The sequence below is a fragment of the Candidatus Hodgkinia cicadicola genome, assembly GCF_002774925.1.
Map to the genome: position 1 here is coordinate 1 of NZ_CM008794.1, position 23,201 is coordinate 23,201.

Annotated in this window: 12 protein-coding genes and 1 pseudogene; 7 read left to right on the forward strand and 6 right to left on the reverse strand. The window is 28.4% G+C overall.

The window, feature by feature from the left end:
* Positions 1–144 precede the first annotated feature (144 nt).
* Positions 145–4,146 (reverse strand): DNA-directed RNA polymerase subunit beta', encoded by a 4,002-nt coding sequence (locus tag MAGTDC_RS01785; RefSeq protein WP_146656807.1) that lies wholly within the window; start codon positions 4,144–4,146, stop codon positions 145–147.
* A gap of 2 nt (positions 4,147–4,148) precedes the next feature.
* A complete protein-coding gene (locus MAGTDC_RS01790) occupies positions 4,149–6,638 on the reverse strand; it encodes a DNA-directed RNA polymerase subunit beta (protein WP_192573073.1) in 2,490 nt (829 codons plus the stop codon).
* Between the two features lie 928 nt (positions 6,639–7,566).
* On the opposite strand from MAGTDC_RS01790, the pseudogene rpsL reads away from it, so the two are divergent.
* Both rpsL and glyA read left to right on the forward strand, forming a co-directional pair.
* A pseudogene (rpsL, locus tag MAGTDC_RS01795) lies at positions 7,567–7,917 on the forward strand (30S ribosomal protein S12); the annotation flags it as partial.
* A gap of 311 nt (positions 7,918–8,228) precedes the next feature.
* Positions 8,229–9,518, forward strand: coding sequence for a serine hydroxymethyltransferase (glyA, locus tag MAGTDC_RS01800; protein WP_146656810.1), 1,290 nt, complete (start codon positions 8,229–8,231; stop codon positions 9,516–9,518).
* Positions 9,519–9,687: 169 nt separating this feature from the next.
* Here glyA and MAGTDC_RS04590 read toward each other — a convergent pair whose 3' ends face one another.
* Positions 9,688–9,849, reverse strand: a complete 162-nt coding sequence (locus MAGTDC_RS04590) for a hypothetical protein (RefSeq protein ID WP_192573074.1) — start codon at positions 9,847–9,849, stop codon at positions 9,688–9,690.
* A 1,348-nt stretch (positions 9,850–11,197) separates the two neighbouring features.
* Here MAGTDC_RS04590 and MAGTDC_RS01805 point away from each other — a divergent pair.
* The 4 genes from MAGTDC_RS01805 to MAGTDC_RS01820 all read left to right on the forward strand — a co-directional run bounded on the left by MAGTDC_RS01805 (position 11,198) and on the right by MAGTDC_RS01820 (position 14,954).
* A complete protein-coding gene (locus MAGTDC_RS01805) occupies positions 11,198–11,776 on the forward strand; it encodes an exonuclease domain-containing protein (protein WP_146656811.1) in 579 nt (192 codons plus the stop codon).
* A gap of 2,017 nt (positions 11,777–13,793) precedes the next feature.
* Positions 13,794–13,976: a hypothetical protein gene (locus MAGTDC_RS01810; RefSeq protein ID WP_146656812.1), complete on the forward strand. Its 183-nt coding sequence runs from the start codon at positions 13,794–13,796 to the stop codon at positions 13,974–13,976.
* 409 nt (positions 13,977–14,385) lie between these two features.
* A complete protein-coding gene (locus MAGTDC_RS04595; protein WP_192573076.1) occupies positions 14,386–14,718 on the forward strand; it encodes a hypothetical protein in 333 nt (110 codons plus the stop codon).
* 50 nt (positions 14,719–14,768) lie between these two features.
* On the forward strand, positions 14,769–14,954 hold the full coding sequence (locus MAGTDC_RS01820) for a hypothetical protein (RefSeq protein WP_146656813.1): 186 nt from the start codon (positions 14,769–14,771) through the stop codon (positions 14,952–14,954).
* Between the two features lie 522 nt (positions 14,955–15,476).
* Here the strand turns inward: MAGTDC_RS01820 and MAGTDC_RS05500 are convergent.
* From MAGTDC_RS05500 to MAGTDC_RS01835, 3 genes are all read right to left on the reverse strand, one after another.
* A complete protein-coding gene (locus MAGTDC_RS05500; protein WP_278046921.1) occupies positions 15,477–15,611 on the reverse strand; it encodes a hypothetical protein in 135 nt (44 codons plus the stop codon).
* A gap of 513 nt (positions 15,612–16,124) precedes the next feature.
* Positions 16,125–16,343, reverse strand: coding sequence for a hypothetical protein (locus MAGTDC_RS01830; RefSeq protein ID WP_146656815.1), 219 nt, complete (start codon positions 16,341–16,343; stop codon positions 16,125–16,127).
* Positions 16,344–17,672: 1,329 nt separating this feature from the next.
* Entirely contained in the window at positions 17,673–18,512 is an 840-nt protein-coding gene (locus MAGTDC_RS01835) for a cobalamin biosynthesis protein (protein ID WP_146656816.1), read from the reverse strand.
* Between the two features lie 1,406 nt (positions 18,513–19,918).
* Here MAGTDC_RS01835 and MAGTDC_RS01840 point away from each other — a divergent pair.
* The gene (locus MAGTDC_RS01840; RefSeq protein ID WP_192573071.1) at positions 19,919–20,488 is read left to right on the forward strand and encodes a ribosome recycling factor; all 570 of its coding nucleotides are present in this window, start codon (positions 19,919–19,921) and stop codon (positions 20,486–20,488) included.
* Positions 20,489–23,201: the final 2,713 nt, after the last annotated feature.

Genomic DNA, 23,201 nt, shown 5'->3' on the forward strand with positions numbered 1-23,201 from the left:
GATTGTTTAAAGTTTTTCAATTAATCAACATATACATATGTAATTTCTGTTAAAACCAACATACAAATTTTTATATTTAATTATTTTGTTGTTTTATCCTATGTTAGGTTGTTGTTAAAATTAAGTTTTTTAATGAAACAAAATTTATTTATGAAATCGATACGAAAAACCAGTACCAAATGGAGGTAGTTTACCAAATATCAAACTATCCTTTATACCAGTGACATCATAAGATTTTCCTATTATTAAGGCTTTAATTAATGGTTTTATCGAACCTTGGAACGAGATAGCAGAGAGTATGGATGTCCAATTCGAACATATCTCGTTGATGCCTATAATTCTCCGAACAAAGACCGCCGGTTTCAATCCTAACATTAAAGCAACTGAATTACTTCTTGACATTTCATGTCATTTCAATGACTTTATCGGGTCCAGAAGTAGATCTCCAGGCTCCAACGTAGTTACAACATTTACCATTTGTTTCAAAATTATCTCAATATGTTTACTATTAACATTAATACCTTGACTTTTATAAATTTCTTGAACAACATTAATGAAATAATTAAAAAATTGATTGAAACCATAAATTTCGGCATATTCTTTAAGGTTTGGTCTTCCCATAACAATATAATCACCCCGTTTTAACATCTGGTTGTTGTTAACCATAACATCATCGTTATGTAAGTGATAAACTATTGGTTTCTGAGTTTTTAATGAAGAATCTAGAACATATGAACCATCATCTGTACCTATATTTCCATATCTTAAACAGCCATTAACATTAGCCAAGACCGCACAATCATCTCCATCAACATTATCCTCAAACATCTTTGAAAGTCTTGTTAATGTCTCTTCTTCGGTTGAAACAACAGGACTTGATCTTTTTCTTTGTTCTTCTAAAAGAATATCAAAAGTATTTACCATCTTTCTAGGTCATATCAACAAGTTCACCTTTTTTTGATTGAAACCAAAGCAACTAAGAAGTAAGTTTTCATTTACTTTCAAACAAACTAATGGTAAGAAATTTTTATAACGATCAAACAATTTGAAATTAGTGTTAAGTGTTATCCCTGTTTTATCAACATTTTTAAACACATTAACATTATACATTAAATTCTTAAATACTACTATACCCTTGGTTAAAGAAATATACCCACCATCGACCATGTTCTTAAAACACAGTATAGTACCAACACCAACATTGGTGTTATTTGAAACCAACAAATTGGTACCTCTTGTTAAAATCTGACTAAAAACTACAACGTTGTTTTGTTGTACCAATAATTCACAATTAGTATTTACCACTATTGTACCTAAAGATTCAGAATAAACACATGAAAGATTTTTAATTATTACTGTTCCTGAATAGGCTGAAATCAAACAATCATGTATATTCCCAACAACTGTGTTTTTCTTGTGATTAGATTGGCCATGGAATGTTCTTAATGTAAGTTGGGTTCCGGGTTCACTGATCGATTGAGCCGCCAACATACCAACCGAATCCCCATATTTTACAAGCCGACCTGATCCTAAGTCTATTCCATAACACAATTTACAACAACCTGACCTCGAATAACAGGTTAGAGGAGACCTGATCCAAAGGCTATTACCACAATTATTTAGTATATTTCTTATATTATTATTGGTTATTAACTCATTACGTTTTGCTATTAAAATACCATTTACATATATAGATTTTAACAAAAACCTACCAATTAATCTATTCCTAATAAAATCCAGATCCATATCCAAATCAATTCTTAAACCAGAGGTTGTCTTACAATTTAATTCCCCTATTAAACATTCTCTTGATACTTCTACTAATTTCCTTGTTAGATACCCAGAATCTGCAGTCTTTAGACTGGCATCTGCCAAACCTCTTCTTGATGAAAATGAACAACAAAAGAACTGAATTAAGTTCAAACCTTCAATGTATGACCTCAGAATCGGCATCTTACACTGTTCGTTGTTTAAGCCAATGATATTTCCTTTAGCTCCAATTAATTGTCCAACTTGAGACCATGTTCCTCTCGCTCCCGAGTCCAACATAATTTTTATTCCTGATCATTGGTTTCTTTTATGTTGAAGTTCTAAATTAACACTATTATTTATATCAACTAATAGTTTTTGTCATATAGATCAAAACGTGTCTTGATCACTTATCGACCCATTTTGTTGGGTTTTGTTATTTAAAAACAGATTAGGTCATAGGTTTGTTATATGTTTTCGTATATTCCTTAAAAGTATCTTCCTTCCCGCAGGCATTACTAAGTCAATCATAGAAATAGAAACCCCGGACTGCGTTGAATACTTAAAACCCAATGCCATCAAACGTTTACAAAATCTAACCATTGCTTTTTTACCACATGTTTTTAAAACCAAATCAACAAGCTCTGAAATCAATTGTTTACTTAAGTTCGGAAATGATCATTCATATAAAAACTTACATTTTATTGGAACAACCTCCGATATTAACAAACGACCTGGTGTTGACGATATTGTAATAGAGACATCTCCGCTGATTACAAACTTCACCTTATCATGTAAACCTACTATTCTATTCTCTAGAAACTTGTGTACTTCCAAATATGAATATAATCACACATCTTTTTCAACGCCAGAAGTTAACGACATGTAATGTAAGCCAAGGATCATGTCTTGGGATGGCAGGATGCATGGATCACCATGGGCCGGATGTAATACATGTTTTCATGACATTAACAAAGATATAGTTTCCAGTCTGGCTTGTAAACTGAGTGGAACATGTACTGCCATTTGATCACCATCGAAGTCAGCATTGTAACCAGAACATAACAATGGGTGAAGTCTTATAACTCTCTCGGTTGTTAATTTAACTCAAAATGCTCGAATGTTTAGCTTATGCAACGTTGGAGCTCGGTTTAACAACACCGGACAATATTTTATTACTTCATTTAATATTTTATTTGTTAACCTATAATCCTTTTTCATTTTAATTTTAGCTAAGTGTTCATTCGTTATCCCATCTTCCAACATTAACTTGGCACAAATGAATGGCTCAAACAGTTCTAAAGCCATAACCTCCGGTATCCCACATTCACCTAATAATAGATCTGGACCTGGTACTATCACACTCCTACCTGAATAATCTACCCTCTTACCTAATATGTTGTATCTAAATCTACCTCTTTTACCTTTTAATATTTCTGTCAACGATTTAAGTGAACCAACGTTGTAACCAGTTGATTTATTAGAATTCGATGAATTATCAATTAAATCATCAACAGCTGATTGTAAATTGGCCAAACATCCGACATATTCATTGAAGTCAATAAACGAATCTTTTTCCATACTGCTTAAAACAGACGAAACAACGTTATTATCAACGATTACCTGTCTGTATAGTTCGTTTAAATCTGAATTTATCATCTTATCACCTTCTAAAACAAACATTGGTCTCAAACCAACTGGTAAGACCGACAACAACCTTATTACCAATAGATCTAGTGAAACATCTCCATTTATAAATCCATTTACTATTTCCAACTTCTCATTAAGTTTCTCTAATACTTCTTCACTTGTAGATTCGTCATGATGTTTCAATAATAAACGTTTGAGTTCTTTTAGATTTACCTTCGATAATAGATCCAACACGGCAATCCCACCAGTTAATGCTTTTATCCCTGCTTTTCAAAACTTTTTATACTCATCGGAAGTTATAACTTGACCAACCTTCACTTCTTCAATACAGGACTCAACAACTACATGCAAGTTACAATTAACTAAATCTTTAACAAAATCCTCTGTTTTATCTAATAGTATCGCTATAACATTAGGATCGGATTTATAAAACAAAGTATGAACTATTGGAACATTTAAACTTATATGACCGAACCTTGAACGAACAGCCCGTTTTCCTAAACCAACATCAACACCGCATATCTTACATTTTGAACCCTCATTTATGGTTGGTTTTTTACATAAACATTCGTTAGTATTAATCGAACCGAAGATTATTGGACAAAACAACCCATCCAAGTTTGGTTTGTTGGTTTTTATATTAAAACTCTCACTATTGGATACTTCTCCTCAAGAATGAGCCATTATGGCCTCTGGAGAGGCTATTCTAAACTTAATACCTGATACCTTCTTCGAATCTTTTAACATTGTTATTTCGTCCGTTCTATATCAACACCCATAGCAAACAATTCTTTCAATAATACCAACATACTTTCGTTTTGATAATTAATTAATAGTGGAAGACCAGCCAACAGATTATCATGTAACTTTTTCCTCGCTTTAACATCATCAGATTTAGCAGTTAATGCTTCGTTTGTAACAAATGCAGCACCATAGCTCTGCAACGCCCATACCTCCATTTCACCTAACCTCTGTCCGCCTCTGTTTGCTTTACCTTTCAGTGGTTGTTGAGTTACAACCGAATATGGTCCTGTTGATCGGAACCACATCTTATTATCAACAAGATGATTTAACTTTAACATATAAATAACTCCAACGGTCGTTTTTCTTTCGAAAGGTAAACCTGTTTTACCATCATATAACTGGATCTGACCATTCCAATCTTGTAATCCTAGTCTTTCCGTTCAATGTTTGATATTTTTATCGACATCGAAGTTAAAATTTGAACATGATACCTTAACACCCTTTGATAACTCAGAAACTAACAACAAAATGACATCTTTTGTATAATTTTTAATATTTGGATATAATTCTTTAAGTTTTGGTATGATTGATCACAAATAATTTTCATTTTTACTTCAATAATATAAATCCAATATTCTCTTAAATTCTAATCCCAATTTATAACTAATTAAACCAAAATTAGCTTCCAATAATTGACCAATGTTCATCCTAGATGGTACTCCTAAGGGATTTAATATAACATCGACCGTTGTTCCGTCATCCATGAATGGCATATCCTTCTCCGGAACTATCCTCGATATCACACCTTTGTTGCCATGCCGTCCACATATCTTATCACCAACCTTTATTGATCTTTTTACCAATAACGTTATAGTTATTATTTCCAGTACCTTTTGATCAAGTTTAGTTGTTTCACTAAGCAAACGGTTATTAAACTTATTAAATAAAACCGAATCCAGGTTTTTCAAAGTACGAATATAATTCTTCTTCAACAACATTAAACCATTTCGAATATTTTCTTCACTTAAAACAAATGAAAACTGTTCCAAATCTTTTCCAAGCGATAACATTAAACGATTTAACAACATATAACACCTTCTAACATAAGTTTTTGTTATCACAAACTTTCGATATAAATATTCCTCATATATTCCTTCCAGATATCAATCGTTACCTCTATCATTGGTTCTACTTACCTCCAAAATTGTAGCATAACTTATTCCCATTGGGATCTTAAATGAAGTGTTTTTAATGAACTTATCCTTATCTTTAGAATTAATACCTTTATTGGTAGCTTTATCATCGATATTATTTTTATTATACAAATTGTTGTCTTTTATTGGAGTTGATTTGCCAACCAAAATATCACCTTCTCTTAATATTCATCCCTTCTTTGCTATGCCATTAGGTCCTAAATGTTGATAGGTTTTTTTTGAAACTCCTACTGGTTTGTTTGTTAATCATTCTGCTCCATAATTTGTTTCATAAACTTTTACTTCTAAATCTAATACATGAAGAGAATTAAATAATCCTTTAGAGATAACTCTATCCGATAACACAATTGAGTCTTCGTAACTTAAACCCTTCCAACACATAAATGCTGCCATAAGATTAATACCTAAACTCATTTCTCCATCATAACTTGATTGACATTCGGCAATAATACTACCAGGTCTTAACACCTGACCACGATTAACAACAACTCGAAGTCTAAAACACATTTCTTGATTCGTTTTCATTGATTTTAACAAGTTATAAGCCCGATAACAAGCAGTTGTAGGATTATAAATAATTATTTTCTTTGAATCAACACTGTAAACGATACTTTCTGATTTAACAACAACATTTTGATTCGAAGCTTCCATTATCGTAGTTTCTTCACCAGTTCCGATTAATGGGGATTGTGGAAATAACAACGGTATGGCTTGTTTCTGCATGTTCGCAGCCATTAATGCTCTTGTTGGATCGTTGTGTCCAAGGAATGGAATCAAGCAAACAGCAGGTGAAAACACCTGTGATCATGCTGGAATAACCAACATTGTGTTTTCTGCTTCAACCACTTTAACTTTATTAGAATCAACACAAAAAACATATTTATCTAAATCTCATTTCGATGGTATTGCTATAACATATTTTTTCTCATCAAAGAAATTCAAATACACAACATCATTGGTAATTATTTTGTTATACACTTTGAAATAACCTGTTGTAATATACCCATTTATATCTATTCCTGCATAAGAAGCTAGTGATAAAACCAATCCAATGTTCTGACCTTCCGGTGATTCAATTGGACATATCTTAGCTAAATGTCATCGTTCAACATCTCGTGCAGTAAACTCAGTTATTTTAGTTGTTAGAGATTTTTCTTTTATACATGTTATCTTATTTTGTTGTGACAACACAGATAGACTATTAACTTGATCCAAATATTGACAAAGATTTGAAGAACAAAACAGTTTCTTAACTTCATCCTGATTTTTTTTATAATCCACGATCATAAATAACATAAGTATTCCATTTCATGTGTAATAGTTACAATCGAATAATCCGTGTATTTCGAGATCATATTTGTTCGAATAATACAACCGATTGGCTCATAGTTTTTAATTACATTGGATCGTTTATTCATCGATAAAATATAAATCCTATGGATGTAATTAGATTCAAAAAAAAAAAATAAATGTATAACACAACTGAAATTCAAGTGTTTAACATAAGTTTTTCTCTAACTACAACCTACACACCATAACAACATCTATCAAATTGTTAATAATGTTAGACTTCTAACGTTTGATCTCGGAATGAATGGTTTGATTTCATGTTATTTGTTTGTTAGCATAATACTTGGTTCAAAATTCAGGTAATAACAGTTAAACATACCTGACCGTTGTATCCTACACAATCGATAACAACAAACCAATACTCCATTAAGACCAATAAGGTTGTTATATATAAATCCGAAGTAAAAATATGTTGTAATAAGTTAATCGGAATTAATAGTTGATAAAAATTAACAACGATATCAGCAAGATTGGTTTAATCGAAGTAAATGGCTTGATGTGTTAAATGTATCTGATTCCTAGTGATTACCATCAAAGGTACAGATGGAGTTATACCCCTCGGATGTTGTTTTAGAACTAATCGTTATTATTAATAGTTCTTTAACCGAAGGAACGATTGGTATTTAAAGATATAAAGTAAATTATTAACCATCGTTATAGATGGTAACTAAAGGTCATAGACCAACGTTATCAGTTATTTCATTTGAAGACATAAATAAAGTTGCAATCGAAACTACAACACCCAACAAGGATTACGAGATAGTAGGATAAAAGATAAAATTATGTTTAGGAATAATGATTATTATTCTGGATAATATTTATGAATGAACAGATATAGGTTATGAAAGAGAATTTATAGATGACAATAAATCAACTCATAAAAAGAAGAAGAACACAAAACACAAAGAAAAGTAATACACCGACCTTAAATGGTACTCAATTTAGAAGTGGGATTTGTATTAGAACTTATGTAACAACACCAAAAAACCCAAACTCCGCATTAAGAACGGTGGCTAAAGTGAAGTTATATAATAGAAAAGAAATAATAGCATATATATCAGGAGAAAGCCATAATCTACAAGAACATTCAGCAGTAATCGTTAGAGGAGATTGTGTGAAGAATTTACCAGAAGTTAGATACCATCTGGTTATTAGTTTATTAGATTTGAAGTATGTTGAAGGTAGAAAAAATTCTAGATCTAAATATGGAACAAATATAATGACATTAAGTAAGAACAATAATGTTGGATACCAAAATTCCAACCCATCAATCAGTTGTGATAAATACTCGTTATCCATTAATTCAAAACGTTTAAACACATATAATTGTCACTTCATTTGTTTTTGGTCTAATCAGAGTAATAAACAAACATTATTTCAACATTAATAATGGAAGTACCCACTTATAGTATGTCAACCAATAATATTTGGAAAATTAACGGTCAACCGATGACCAACACCATCAAACGAATATGAGAACGGTTCTTAATCATAATATCTCAATTAAAACGACAAGTTAACATGAACGTTGTTACGGTAAATCAATTCTTTAAAACAAGTCTATCAAAATCTGATGTTATGGTTGAATCGATATTGAAAAATGAACTCATTAGACAAACAACAAGTGTAAACCTTATAGCTTCAGAGAATTTGGTTTCAAGGGCTGTTCTAGAAGCTCAAAACAACGTTTTTATCAATAAATGTGCAGAAGGTTATCCTGGATGTAGGTATTATGGAGGTTGTATGTTTGCCGATGAATTAGAGAGAGTGGCAATAGCCCGAGCCAAACATTTATTCAAATGTGAATATGCCAACGTTCAACCACATTCTGGTAGTCAAATGAATCAAGCAGTAATGTTGGCACTTCTGTCACCAGGAGATACTATCATGGAAATGGATCTTAAATGCGGTGAACATTTGACACATGAATCAGCAGAAAATAGATTCGGAATATGATTCAAGAGTGTATCATATGGTGTTAATCCTGAAACTGGTCTTATCGATATGAATGAGGTTCTAAACGTTGCCATAAGGCATAGACCGAAGCTTATAATCGTTGGTACAGCCTCATATCCAAGAACAATAGATTGAAAAGCTTTCAGAAGAGTGGCTGATATAGTTGATTCGTTTCTACTAGCTGACATCTCACATGTTGCTGGTCTAATTGTCACCGGATTACAACCTTCACCAATCGATCATTGCGATGTTGTTACAACCACAACACACAAGTCCTTGAGAGGACCTCATGGTGGATTGATATTATCGAACAAGCAGGAATTATTTAATCGTTTATCTAATACTGTATTTCCAGGATTACAAGATGGACCAATGATGAACATTATAGCTGCTAAAGCAGTGGCATTCCTCGAAGCACAACAAGATGGGTATAGAATCTGAGCAAAATCTGTAATTGAAAACGCTAAAGCCATGGTTGAACGATTCAAGACCAAAAAAATAGACATTGTTTCGAATGGAACAGATAATCACTTAGTCATGATAGATTTAAAGAACCTTGAACTTACTGATAAACAAGTGACCTCTTGGTTGGACCGATGTTACATCACAACAAACAAAAACATCATTCCAAATGATCTGCTATCAACCAATACTACCTCTGGTCTAAGGTTGAGTACGTGTGCATGTACATCGAGAGGATTAAAGAAGAAGGATTTTGAGAGAATAGCTGATATGATAGCCGATATTTTGTTAGAGATAAAGGATAAAGATAAGGTATCACTACCGCTTGAAACAAAAACAAGGATGGAGGTATTGGATCTTGCGGATAAATATCCGATCTGTTACTCTGTTTAGATTAAATAAAATTTTAACTTATTTATCGAACATAGTTAGGAATTCATTTAAATCTGTGATTGTTTTTGTTGTTAATCTGAAATCTTCAATGATTGACCGTCTATTAGTGATTAAAAGAATACCATCTGATATTATCGGAACGTTGTGGTTTTAATCCATCATGGAATTCTTAGATTAATACAAAAGAATCGATATCTACGAACAAAATCCGACCTCCAAGCATCTCCGTTAATGTCTTATGTCCAAACGTTGGCCTAACCATCCTATCATCAAACCTATTCATCCTAACTCATCCTTCCTTTGTTCTTTTACCTCTACCTTTGGTTAACATAGATCCAACTACCCAATTCCTACAAACAACGGATCTAAACTATTAAAATATCTACCTCCAAGACCATTAACTAAGGATATTCCTAATTCTATTAACCCATTAGCTGCTAATTCCATTCCCTTAATATTAATTCTGAGTTTTTTATTAACGATTCAGAATTATTTAATGATCTGATGTTATGTTAATAATTTCTAATACCAAATTCAAGCATATAAACATATTACAATTTAAATACTAAAACCAATGTTATTGCCAATAATTCAACGAACATCAAAACCAATAAATCCTATGTATCTATATCAACTCATTATAATTTCTGTTTAATAACTAACTATTTTAAAAACTTATCACCGTTCATCTTTAACCAATAAAACTTTATTCACTAAACCATCCTGTTATAACATTCCAACATCCAAAACAGATCACAGGATATTGTCCATCAGGTCAATACCTCTTCTAACGATTCATCCTGTCAACATACTGACTTACCACAAGTTATTTCTTATTAACATTTTTACAATTTCTAAATATTCTACAATATATCAGACAAAGAATTTATTATATAAATCATCTAAAGAAACATACCATCATTCTTCATACAATTAATACTAATATCTCCATCAAATTTATACCAAATATAACTTATCATTACTAATATTTAAACTAAAATATCTATCAACATAATAATCCAAACATCCATACTATCCAGAATTGATCCAACATTACTCCAAAACTACAATTTATGGCTAAAATATTTACCATATAATACTAACATCAACATTTTTTTTGATAATCGTTTAACTCAATTCCAATTCATGGATAAATTAAAATCGAACTACCTTTCTAAGTAATCGGAAGTTAACAACAAAAAAATCCAACATCAAATCAAATTATTTATAAAACATAACAAAATCCTAATGACAACTATTCTATACGTTGTTCTAAATTCAAATTAGTTAACATATGTTAAATAAGAAGTTCTAATTTTCTTAATGTTTTCAATTTTATAAATTCGATCACTTGATGCCTGTTTATAATGTATTATAAGTTCAAATAATACAAACCAACCAATAAAAATATCAAATAATACTGATACTCAATCAATGTAAACACGTTGTAAACAATTGATAATTGTTGTATATTTCTTATAAATTTATAGCCAATAACATATTAAGTTTTCCTACTTAAATTATCTCAATAAGTCAATATAATATCAAATATCAACCATTCCAAGCACCAATAACCCTTATAGCTATCAAATTTATTACAATATTCAAATATAAAACAACTTTACCCTAAACACAACATATATATATATCAACATTACATTGTTATAACTTTAATTAAAATGATAAAACTGAATAAATTACTTAACACAACTACATGTGTTTGTGAAGTTGTAATCGACACGGAAACAACAGGCTTGGATCCAAAGCATGATAGAATTATTGAATTAGCTGCAATTGAGATGATAAATGGAAAAAGAACATCTAGAGTTTTTCATAGTTATTTCAATCCTTTTCCTATCAAAGTTAGTACATCGGCTATGGCAATCAATGGCTTAACAAATGAATTTCTTAGTACTAAACCAAAATTCAAGGACCGTGTTAACCAATTTCTGGATTTAATTAAAAATCGATCATTGGTAGCCCACAATGCGGTTTTTGATGCTGCTATGATAAACAACGAGTTAACACGAATAGGATTAACCAACATACCTAACAACCAATGGATTGACACATTAAAGTTAGCGAGAAACTTATTTCCAGGTAAACGTAACTCATTGAGTATTTTATGTAAACGTTATAAAATAAAATCTAATGGACAATCACATAGTGCCATAACCGACTGTGAAAACCTACTAACACTATACAATCTAATGTACTTTGATAAAACAAACTCAATATTAAAACTAAGCAACGATTAACTAAACACCCAAGAATACAGCTTATTCTTATAAATTCGAACAAATAAATACAACCAATCATCCTAAACAATTCATCGATGCAACCACATCCAATTCCCTTTAATAGCTAACTCCAATCCATAACTAAAATTTACCACATTTAACCTCATTCAATGACTAACCAACACCACTACCAACATTTAACTCCCACATTAACACTAACATCCGATCATTAACATTTAATAAGTATTATTACAGTATAAAATAATATCTAATTCAAAAGAAAACAACATTTGATAAACAAAAAAAGATTAATTGACAACCGAAAGCATCACGATAAGATTATTAATTTAAAATAACTAAGAAAACAACAACATTGGAACATTATAAATGTAATTTATTTCTTGGTAATAACATGAGCTGTTCCTTTAATATTTAAATAGTAAACAGCTATTGGCAACAGATAGAATGGAGTTTATATGTTAGTTAATACAAGAAATAATATAATAATAAATAATAACAAATAAATAATTGAAATAATTAGTTGTATTGATCTAATTTTGAATAGGTTTTTAATCCAAAGAACAAGTTAATAGTACCGAAGATACTTTATTGAAAAACAATAATAAAATATTATTAACAAGAAGTAGGATTTTTCCATGCAGATCCTAAACTCTTACATCCATGTTGTGTTTGGTTTTAATTTAAGAATATATATTATGAATTAAACAACAAAAAAACGGTGATTCATGTTTTTAAACATTCAAAATTAACATAAATATCAACTTTATTATAAAACTGTGAATATAATATTAATTAATTTATTCTGATAGAAATGATTATATATTTAAAAATAAGATCAATATTATGATATTAGTTAAATTAAGATATTTAGTATATTAAAAGAAACACAACAAGTTTTAATTTAATTATAAATAATGGGAATTAGATAATCGAATCCAGATTTTACAAATCATATGAGATAGATTTTAAAGCCAACATAAATTTAGGTTGTTTAATTTGTTAACCACACCATCTGGCATAAAATATATTCTTGGTGTTAATAATGAAATATTTGATAAAAGTAGATGATGTTGGAAATTTTAAAATTAAATTAAAGTAATTACAACTTATGGTTTTATTTAAATACAAAACAAAATAAATAAACTAATCAGAAATACGAAGGTATTTAAGGAAAACGTTGATAAATGATCGAGGATTTTGAGATAACATCTTCCATCTAACCATGATCTAATATCTATCAATGAATCATACCGAAATTAATTTAACAAAGTTCTTATAATTTATTAAAATTGATTATGGTATTTAGTCTTTAAAATAAAATCCGATGATTTTAACATAACAACCTGTATTAAGCAGTTTTTTTTGGACGTTGTCTATTTATTCTAGAAATTAAAACTTTATAAAACTACAGATATGACAACATGTTAATGTATTTAATATTAAAAAATAAGATTACAATAACATCAATATCAGGTTAGTATAATATCAGTTTTAAGCTGTAAATATACCAGAATATATATATAAAATAAATTTAATTTAGTAATCAAGTGTTAAATAACCGAATATAAAGAGGATTATAGAAAATTAATAACAGAAAACGAGTAATCTCTAGATATAACAAACGGTGTTATTTACAAGATTTGATGTATACCATGAAATATCATTGGCTTACGAGCCGTTAATATCGACAGATTAAAGACAGAATTTTCATTAAGCTTAGATAAAAACCAAAAATTTACTTAATAACTAACATTTATATGTTGTTGTTGTTGTTTTAAATCAAGGTAGTAATTATAAATAAATTTACATATAAAAATGTTGTTTACAATAATATCTCAATATGGTTAATAAAAACCAACATATACCTAATTATTAGATACTAAATCTATATTATTATAATATCATTCTAATTATGTTAGATAAGAAATTAATATTAAGCACCGATATCTTTGTTATCTTATAATTTGAATGGAATATAGAACAAAATCCAACCTCCATTACACCGAACTAAGACATGTTTACTGAATTGGTTAAAACTCTTGGCATAATAGTGGATGTATTACCATTATCAGGTGGTATTAAGTTATGTATTATATCCAGATCAGATATTAAGAGGTCGGATGTTTTAACGAACAAACCAAGTACACATCTGACCGTTATTAGATTTAACAAACATGAATACCAAGGTTTGAAATAAAGACTGAACGTTTGATCCGATCTAAACATAATAACAACAATTCTGATATGTTAAATTCAAAGAACAACGTCCATGCTCCCAACCCATCACATGCTAATATCACGTAACGATAATCGTTTGCCTGTTGTAAACATCTATGAAACACATATGCATGGAAGTGACATTATCCCAACAATTAAACATGGACATGAATGATCAATGTAACAACTGTCCAAAATTCTATTGGTTTAGATAGAACTCATCACAACAATAAGGTATGACCTAAACGTTATCATAAACATGTTAGTTAACATAACAGACGGTAAAAGATACAACCTTTAAACATACCAACAACCAAATGTTAATTCTATCCAAGATAAACCATTACATAATGTCAATGTTAAAGAGTATACGTAATTGGTTATCAAACTTGATGTCATTGTTTCTTCATTCGTTAAAAGATGATAGATGGTTGTTGTTTTATTTTTTTATTTTATTAGTTATATTATTAAATATTTCTAAGAAAGACAACAAGGATGGTACGGTTTCCAACAAATACAGGACCAATGTAGATGGAGAAGAAGATAATGGTGATGAAGGTGAAGGTGGTGATGAAAGAGATGAAGATGAAGACACCAATGATGACGATGACGACGATGATGATAACTATGACGATGATGATGACACCGATGATGATGATGATGATGATGATGATGATGACAACGATGATGATGGAACCACCAAACGTTGTACACGTAAGTAACATGTATTAGTTCTATGGAATACACCTAACAACCGAACGTTGGAACATCAATGATAAACGAACCAATCTGAATACTAATGGTAAACAACAAGAAGTCAACATGTAAACGTTGAAATGAGAAAATACTAATAAAGGATATTAATATAACTATAACGACTACAACGAAGAGGTGATCGGAACTTGTTTATACGATTAATACTTTGGATGTAATTTATTGCAACCTTGTGAAGGATTAAACAGTTCAAACCAAAACACCATCTGATATTATCGGACCAATAACAACCGATAGCCAACATTACATATTCCCACAATTCATAACTTATACACAACAATTGTTACTTTAGAACATTCCGATAGCATGATATTAATAAGTCCAAAATTAACACTAACAACGTTCGGCAATTATGTATCCCAATCCAAACGGTCATGATTTAATAAATGGTTCGATTTATTATTTCTTGAAAGAATTTATAACATGTTATCGGAGTTTAAACAAAAAAACGGAGATATCCCAATCACGGATACGAATAAAGTTTAAAGATATTATTCAGAACAAACACCGAATTAATTCATTTATAATCTCCATGTTCGGAGACATCTTGAGGTATTGGATATCGATAAATCTGTAGACATGTTTAACAACGGTCTGATAATACATTGTACCAATGGATAATCCATGAATAACATTCTCGATTTTATAAGTCATTAACACATGTCGTTGCTGTATTGATCTGGAACTTAACTGAACATTTGATAAGTTAACCAACGTCCGATCCCATATTAACATCATCAATAAAACAACCGCCATATGTAATTATAAAGATTAATAATCTCGTTGACTTTGTTGTTTCAACAATTTGTAACCGTTTCTTATCATCAATGTTCAGATTCATTTCTTTCGGTTATTCCAAACGAACACAACCCGATCATGGGTTGTTATCATCGGCATCCAATGATGGTTATTCATGTCATATATTTCTTTTTTTTAAATATTTCTTCAATGTTACTAACCATTAAACTTTGACAACAAAATTGTAACCTTTTAAAAACCAACAACCCAACAATGATGGGATTTTTACCATACTTTCAGTAACTTAAATCCAAAAACCCAAAGATACGTTAACATGTTGTAAACATGAATACTCAGAAATCCTTAACCTCCTGTTGGCTTTTCATTTGAAGTAGAGGATGGAGTTTAACTGGCTGGATGATACTTCCCGTATATGGAATTGGATAAATAAATCTCATTTGGTCCATGATCTATAAATCACAGAATCAAATCCATGTTTCTGTTATCCCATCCAACCATTATCTCCTATCGATTCTAATTAATCAATGATTGAACTTAACACACCCACCAACACAGATACCCCAAACATAACCATCTATCCCAAGTATTTATGTTTCTAATTCCCAATATAACTTCAATCAATGTACAACAAAACATCAAGACCATAATTGCCAAACTTAACTGAACATCATTGACTTGTTGTCTCCAACCTTGTTATCTCCATGAAATATACATCATGGTTACACCATTTTGGTATTCATGTTGTTCTTCTATATGTTTTCCTATTCATTTTAACATACAATACACCACCTCCAACATCATCAAGAACTATCAACCATCCTTATTAAAAGTTAATACTAACTGTTCCTATTTCTTATAGATCAGATCATTCCCATATGTTAATGTTCTGTAATCTTTACTATAGATAATAAATTTATATCTACATAGTACTATTCACTACCAGACTTGTTAACAACATCCAAGATGTCCAACGTTGGTTATATTTAACAACATAAATGTGAATATTTCAACACCGTTTAACCCTAACAACATGTCAACCGGTTAAACACACATCAATCCAACTTCAACATCTTGTTGTTATTACCGATCGTTAATATTAAAAATAATTAATATATATTAAATACTAACAAAAAATTAAACATAACATTATTACTATTCTAATCATTTGTAGTACAACCTTATGTTAGAACTAGATTTTGTTATATAAACCAATTAAGTTGATAATATTTTGATTAATTTAGCCGATAACAACTAAGAAATAGATAACATAGGTAGAAAATATAAATTGAATAGATTTAATCTATCATTATCTGATAATAGACACTAATATATCTCTACTAGAACAACAACCATTCAATTATCAAATATAACAAATTAATTACATGGATTAACAAATATTATTAGATCAAAGAATAGTTATTAATTCCTCAATCATTACCAATCCCATATATTTATTAATTATTTAATTCAAAACAGTATTACCCTCTATTATAATTATTATAACGTTAATGATTAGTACGAACGTTGTAATTCTACTACTAATTGGTTGACTTATTTGATTCTTAAATCTGTATTTTATATTAAATATTCAAACCAACTAATAGCTCGATATAATAGTCTAATATATCAATAAAATTATAACTTATAGAAATATTAACTAAGCTTTAACATCTAATAACCAACGGTTAGATCATCTTATATACTAATAAAATATTACAACAAAATGTCATTGATTTTATACAAGTATTATTAATCTTAGTTGATATAATATTGTACTAAGAAAAAAAACGAATCTTGGTATGTAAACTTTATAAGTAGTTTATGATCAATATAATAATTAAAGTTTAATAATTTACTATGTTATATTACAATATAGATGACCGAGTAATTATTTAACTAATAAACATAAAGATATTTCAAACATCATAAATATTTAATCCAATTTATTTATTTTACATATAAAATCAAAATAATATAATAATATTAAACAAAATAACAATAACAAATAATTCGATATAAACTCCAACAAATTGTTGACCAAAATATCAGTATTAACATAATGCAACCTCCGAAGCTCATAATCATATCTAGTTTATTATTAAAGATATGTTAATATTAATACCGTTATCATAAAATGGAAATACTATCGAATTTTATTTTTACTGTTTATATTAGGTCTATAATTCGATTCAAAAATTTCTAACCATAGTGCTTTTATTATTAAAACAACAACCGTTAATATAATAGCAAACAAACTAAGTATCGTTTTAGCTCTTACAATAATATCACTTTTTTGTGATCACTTATTAGTATCTAAACCCTTATCAACAATTGATATTTTGTTATTCCCATTTTTAATATCAACCTTTATATTAAACCAAGACAAAACCTTAAGTACTACAAAATGTATACTTCATTGCGACGGATTATACAAATTAAATCCTTTAATACCATTAGTTTTGATTATTGTTACTAAATTCATTATAGAAGTTAACACAACACACAACCACATTGGTATAACACTATTTATTTTATATGTATTCAACGTTAAAAATTTATTTAATGTCTTTACGTTGTTTAATACCGAATCAAACAGATACAATGTTTTATATAATATTAATCCGGGAAGATTTGTAACTAAATAATAAAATAGCGGTGATAACATTTCGTCACTGAAACCTCTTATTAAGGATGATAACATATAATTATATATTTCCCGTTCATTAACATCTTTTATCATTTTATGAAGAACTAATGACAATTTATATTTACACAACTCTAAATCAGTATTATTCAATCAAGCTAAAACATTAGTTATACGATGAAATATATTTTTATATGTTAATAATATCGATACCAAAGTTAATTCTAACGTTCGACCATATTGCCAACGGTTGAATTGATTACAGAGACAAAAACCAAAATACCATCCAATAATACAGATTATTAATGCAACCGATTTACCACCTAGTTCTGTTATCATCGTTTTGATATTTTTAAATATATTCACCATCGTATTACGTTTATTCATTTGTAATTTGAATAATTTACTAGTATTTAAACTGTAGTTTTAATATAATTATTACCCATGGATAAAACAGATAGTTAAAACACAACAACTTATGTTTAGCCTCCTGGAACACATATCCCAAGATTATGATTATTCAAGATTATTTATACATCATTTACAATATCAAATTTAATAAAACATACTATAAATTTATCAATTCAAAGCATATCACATGATTCTTAATAAAAAAAACTTAAACTACTACCAACAAAATATGATAACTACTTATTTAATAGAAAACAAAGGAGATTTTATACCATTTCAATTTTAAACAATACATATAACTACAAAAATATGTTATAAATTTTAACATAAACAAAATAATTGATCTTAATTTGTATACCTGATAACATTAATATCAATTTATCTAATTAACATCCAACAGACCATCATTATGACCTATTGTTAATATAATTGTTTTGTTGTTTATTCTAATTAAGATAAATTTTAAATATTTTTATAAAACATAATAGAAAAATTAACCAACATGATGTTGGTATCTCATTAACTAAGTATTATCCGTAATATTTAATAAACCAAATCAAACATCTGATAATTATGAAGTGTTTAGGTTTATTACACTTGATTTTAAATCATGTTTGGTTATAATAAATTATTTTTTTCGATTAAGTCTCAATGTATTTATATTCTGAATCACTTTAATTAAATAATACCAATTTAAAAACTTATAAAGATTAAAAAACCAACAGATAAAATCAAAATGATCTAATATTAGTTTAATAAAATTAATTTCCTATTCAAAACCATTGAATATAAATAAGATATAAATTATTATTAAATATTGGCAATAGCCAGAATTGTTAACATAGGTTTCAAACCATTAATTTGTTAAGAAAACACAAACATGAATTATTATCTATTTTTTTAAAACTTATTAACTATTTCAATAATATTAGAGAACCATCCCACCTATCGATTAACATCAACAGACCAATTATTAGTTCATTACTTCGTTGATCAAACGTTTGACCGTTTGTTTTAACGTTTAAAAACCAAGTTATAGCCGAATATAACAGATAAAACCAACGACATAGTGGTTTGGTCCTAGTTAATTAAACCTTAAAATCTATAGTTAGATGTTATCAAAACAATGGAAAATGGCAACTCAAAGTCCATTTGTTTTTACCCCATTAATCCATCAACATTATACTCAGAGTTAACATATTTCAGATCTTACTAAGATTTTATACCTAAATACTATCGGCTCGTATCCCTGAATTACTTTGTTTTCTACAATTTAATATGTATTCTTTATTTACTAAACAAATATCAGATTAATCAAAGTTATTCCTTATTATTTGTACAAACCGAAGTTAGACTACCAAAAGTTAACAGCGGAAGATGTATATTCACAACTGAATTCATCATTGTTGAACTTAATAAAGAAATTTGATCTAATGTCTAATAAAATTTTACCATCGAGACTTGATGTATCTGTTGTTAACGAAATTAAAACAACAAAGAAACAACCATTGAAAGTTTTTTATGAATGTAGTCATGTTTCTGATACAGTTATTGAACTTCGACCAATATGTAAACTTAAAATAACTGATATAATTCCATTACTTCTTTCAAATGATTCAAACATTAACATCGAAATCACCGATGACCGTATTAAGTTAAGCTTACCATCACTAACAACACAGAGGCGGAGAATTGCTTCAAATGAATTGTTTAAAATGTTTGAAAGATACAAAACGGGTATTAGAACAATTAGAAAAGAGTTTATAAATAAGATTAAATTAGTTAAAGGAATTTGTGAAGACAACAGATTAGGTTTTCTGAAGAGAATTGATAACGACATCACTAAAGCAACCGTTTTGTTATCCGATAGTTATTCAAGAAACAAGAACCGTTTATTATCCTAGGATTTTGTTTTAACCGCCATTACCATGTAACTTATATAATTTAGAATAAATAACTAATTCATTTAAATTAATCTCTACTAGAAGTGAGTAGTTTTTTTGTTATTACCTTAATTTTAACCAAATTACATCCAATAATCTATCAGATTGTTGTTATGTCAATCATATTTACCTCTCCATGCCGATTATTTCTATTCATAGTTATTAGAAAGGTTTATTTAATTACTATTTAAACTACTTCCCAATAATTCACTAATGATTTACATATTTCATCAATTATACCAACTAATCGTCTCTATATCACTGATAATCTTCGGTAACATCGATGTTATTACCCTCGAAACTCATTATAATCAATAGTTATAGGAATTAACACCATATTTCAATAACAAATTAAATAATAATACAACATATTTATTTAAAAAACAACAACAACCACATGTTGTATCCAATTAATTTATTAATAGTACTTTTATTCATCGACTTATTCTTACCATTTCTTTCTTCATCTTAATACTAACAAAGTGATTCAGATTTTAATCCAAAGTCATATCATCGACATGTAAGTGAATCATCGGATACTACAAGTAACTATTTTGATGGATATTCTTAATACTGAATGTTGTTAACTGAATATATTGACCAAAAAAAACAACCGTCCAACAACAGATGGTTTGTTTATTTAAAAAGAAGTATTTTCTTGACATCAATCGAGTTAACATAATAAATTTTAAACTGATTTTAATATTATCTAATAGATTTACTACTATTTAAAATATAAAGTATAACATAAACTAAAAAATAGTCTAATTAAATTATTTTGTATCTGTGATTACTATTAGCTCTAAAATGTTCTGTTTAATCTAACAATACTTGTTACTAAGACTGTATTAGTATCTAATTAAGATCGGGATTTTAGTGTTTAAACTTTGATTTTATTCAAGGTATCAACGATAACAACAACACATATACAATAGATTTAAAACAAAAAAAGTCTATAATATTGAATAAATTATATTAAATAACAAATATTCATCGAAAGATTTTATCCATATAAGTCAATTAATAATAATAAAATTATCAGATTCGGCTGATAACAAATATATATCGAATTATTATGTATTAATAGAATTGATAATCAGTTTTTAAAAAAGATTAGTTTTTAACCTATCATATCCGATTCTAACAAAATTAATAAATATTTTTAATTCTAATTAATCAAAAAAAAAAATAAATAATTTGTTCAATAACTTCTATTGTTTAAGATAATTTAATACTAATAATCAGAGATTAATAATTCCAATGTATTTCTTCTAAAGAATTACCAAACAAGTAGCTATTCGTTTTGTTTTTAAAAAATCCAGATATAATTTCATTCCGTCATTATTTAAATCATGAGATAATATATTTGATTTAACAGAAGTCAATCGTTATAATTTTATTTACTTATCGAACTAAGATGTATTATCTGCAATAAACTAATTACAAAACATAACAACAACATAAATCATTATCGATGGTGAGTTTAATTGTTATTTAACCAAAGATTCATAATAATAATTGATGTGTTGACAGTTTTCGTGTTCTATTGATCCAATCTAGGATCTTCATTTCTAAGCTTCGATAAAAGACAAAATAGATGAATGGTGTTAATAGTTTAAAATTTTAGTTCGGATTGTTAAGAATATCCAAATTTACTAGAAGAATTGGTTCAATTATTAACAAAAAAATGTTAGTAATCTCTAAGGTCATTGTTATTAATTACATTTTTTATCCCACAAATTAACTAAAACATTTGAAATAATATAACTATTTCTATTTATCATAAAGAATTTTATCCACGAACGTTGTTATCACCAATATTTAATTTAATAGGTTACTAAATCTATTTAAAAAACTTATAATTTAGATGTATTAGTAACAACTTACCTATATCTTACCGATAACTTCATTCAAAATTAACAATTAATTGAACTTGTTGTATCGAATTCAAAAAAAGAGGTATAAGTAATGCAGTATAATATAAACAACGAATATTAATGGATAAAAAAACCCATTAAATGCTTAGATTAAATAAGAAGTAATAACCATGTTGTCTTATTGATATTTTTGTAACCAAATCGAGTGTTTCATACCCACATATAATATAAACTGTTGTATTCGTGTTTTTAAAGCATAAAATTTAACATTGTAATCAATACTATCTAACATAAATAAATTATTTATCATTAATGTTGATATTATACAATTAAGACAATAAGTAATACTATTTAGATAAAGTCTAATATTAACACGTATCTTAACAAAAAAACAACCAATGAGCTCTATGAACGTTGTATCAGGATGTTGTTCTTCTTATTAAAAGGTTGATAACATAATAATAAAACCTAAGAACAATCCGAGATTAATTGGTAACAGTTAAAGCGATAAATTAGATAAGAAGTGATTAATATTGGTGGTTTTATGATGTAAAAGTCAATACAAATTAGTTGATTTCATTATTCCTTGATTTGATTAAAAGAAACAAGGTGGTGTAATAGAACTTGGTGTACCGATAACAATTGTGTACTTTAATTCATTAATTAAAATTCCAATATGTTTATCATCACTACTGGTAATAACATTATAATTTTTAAGTTGTTCATTGAAAAACAAAAACTGTTCAACACTATAAAAACAATTGGTTTTGGTTATAAAAAACAAAATAATTGAAGAA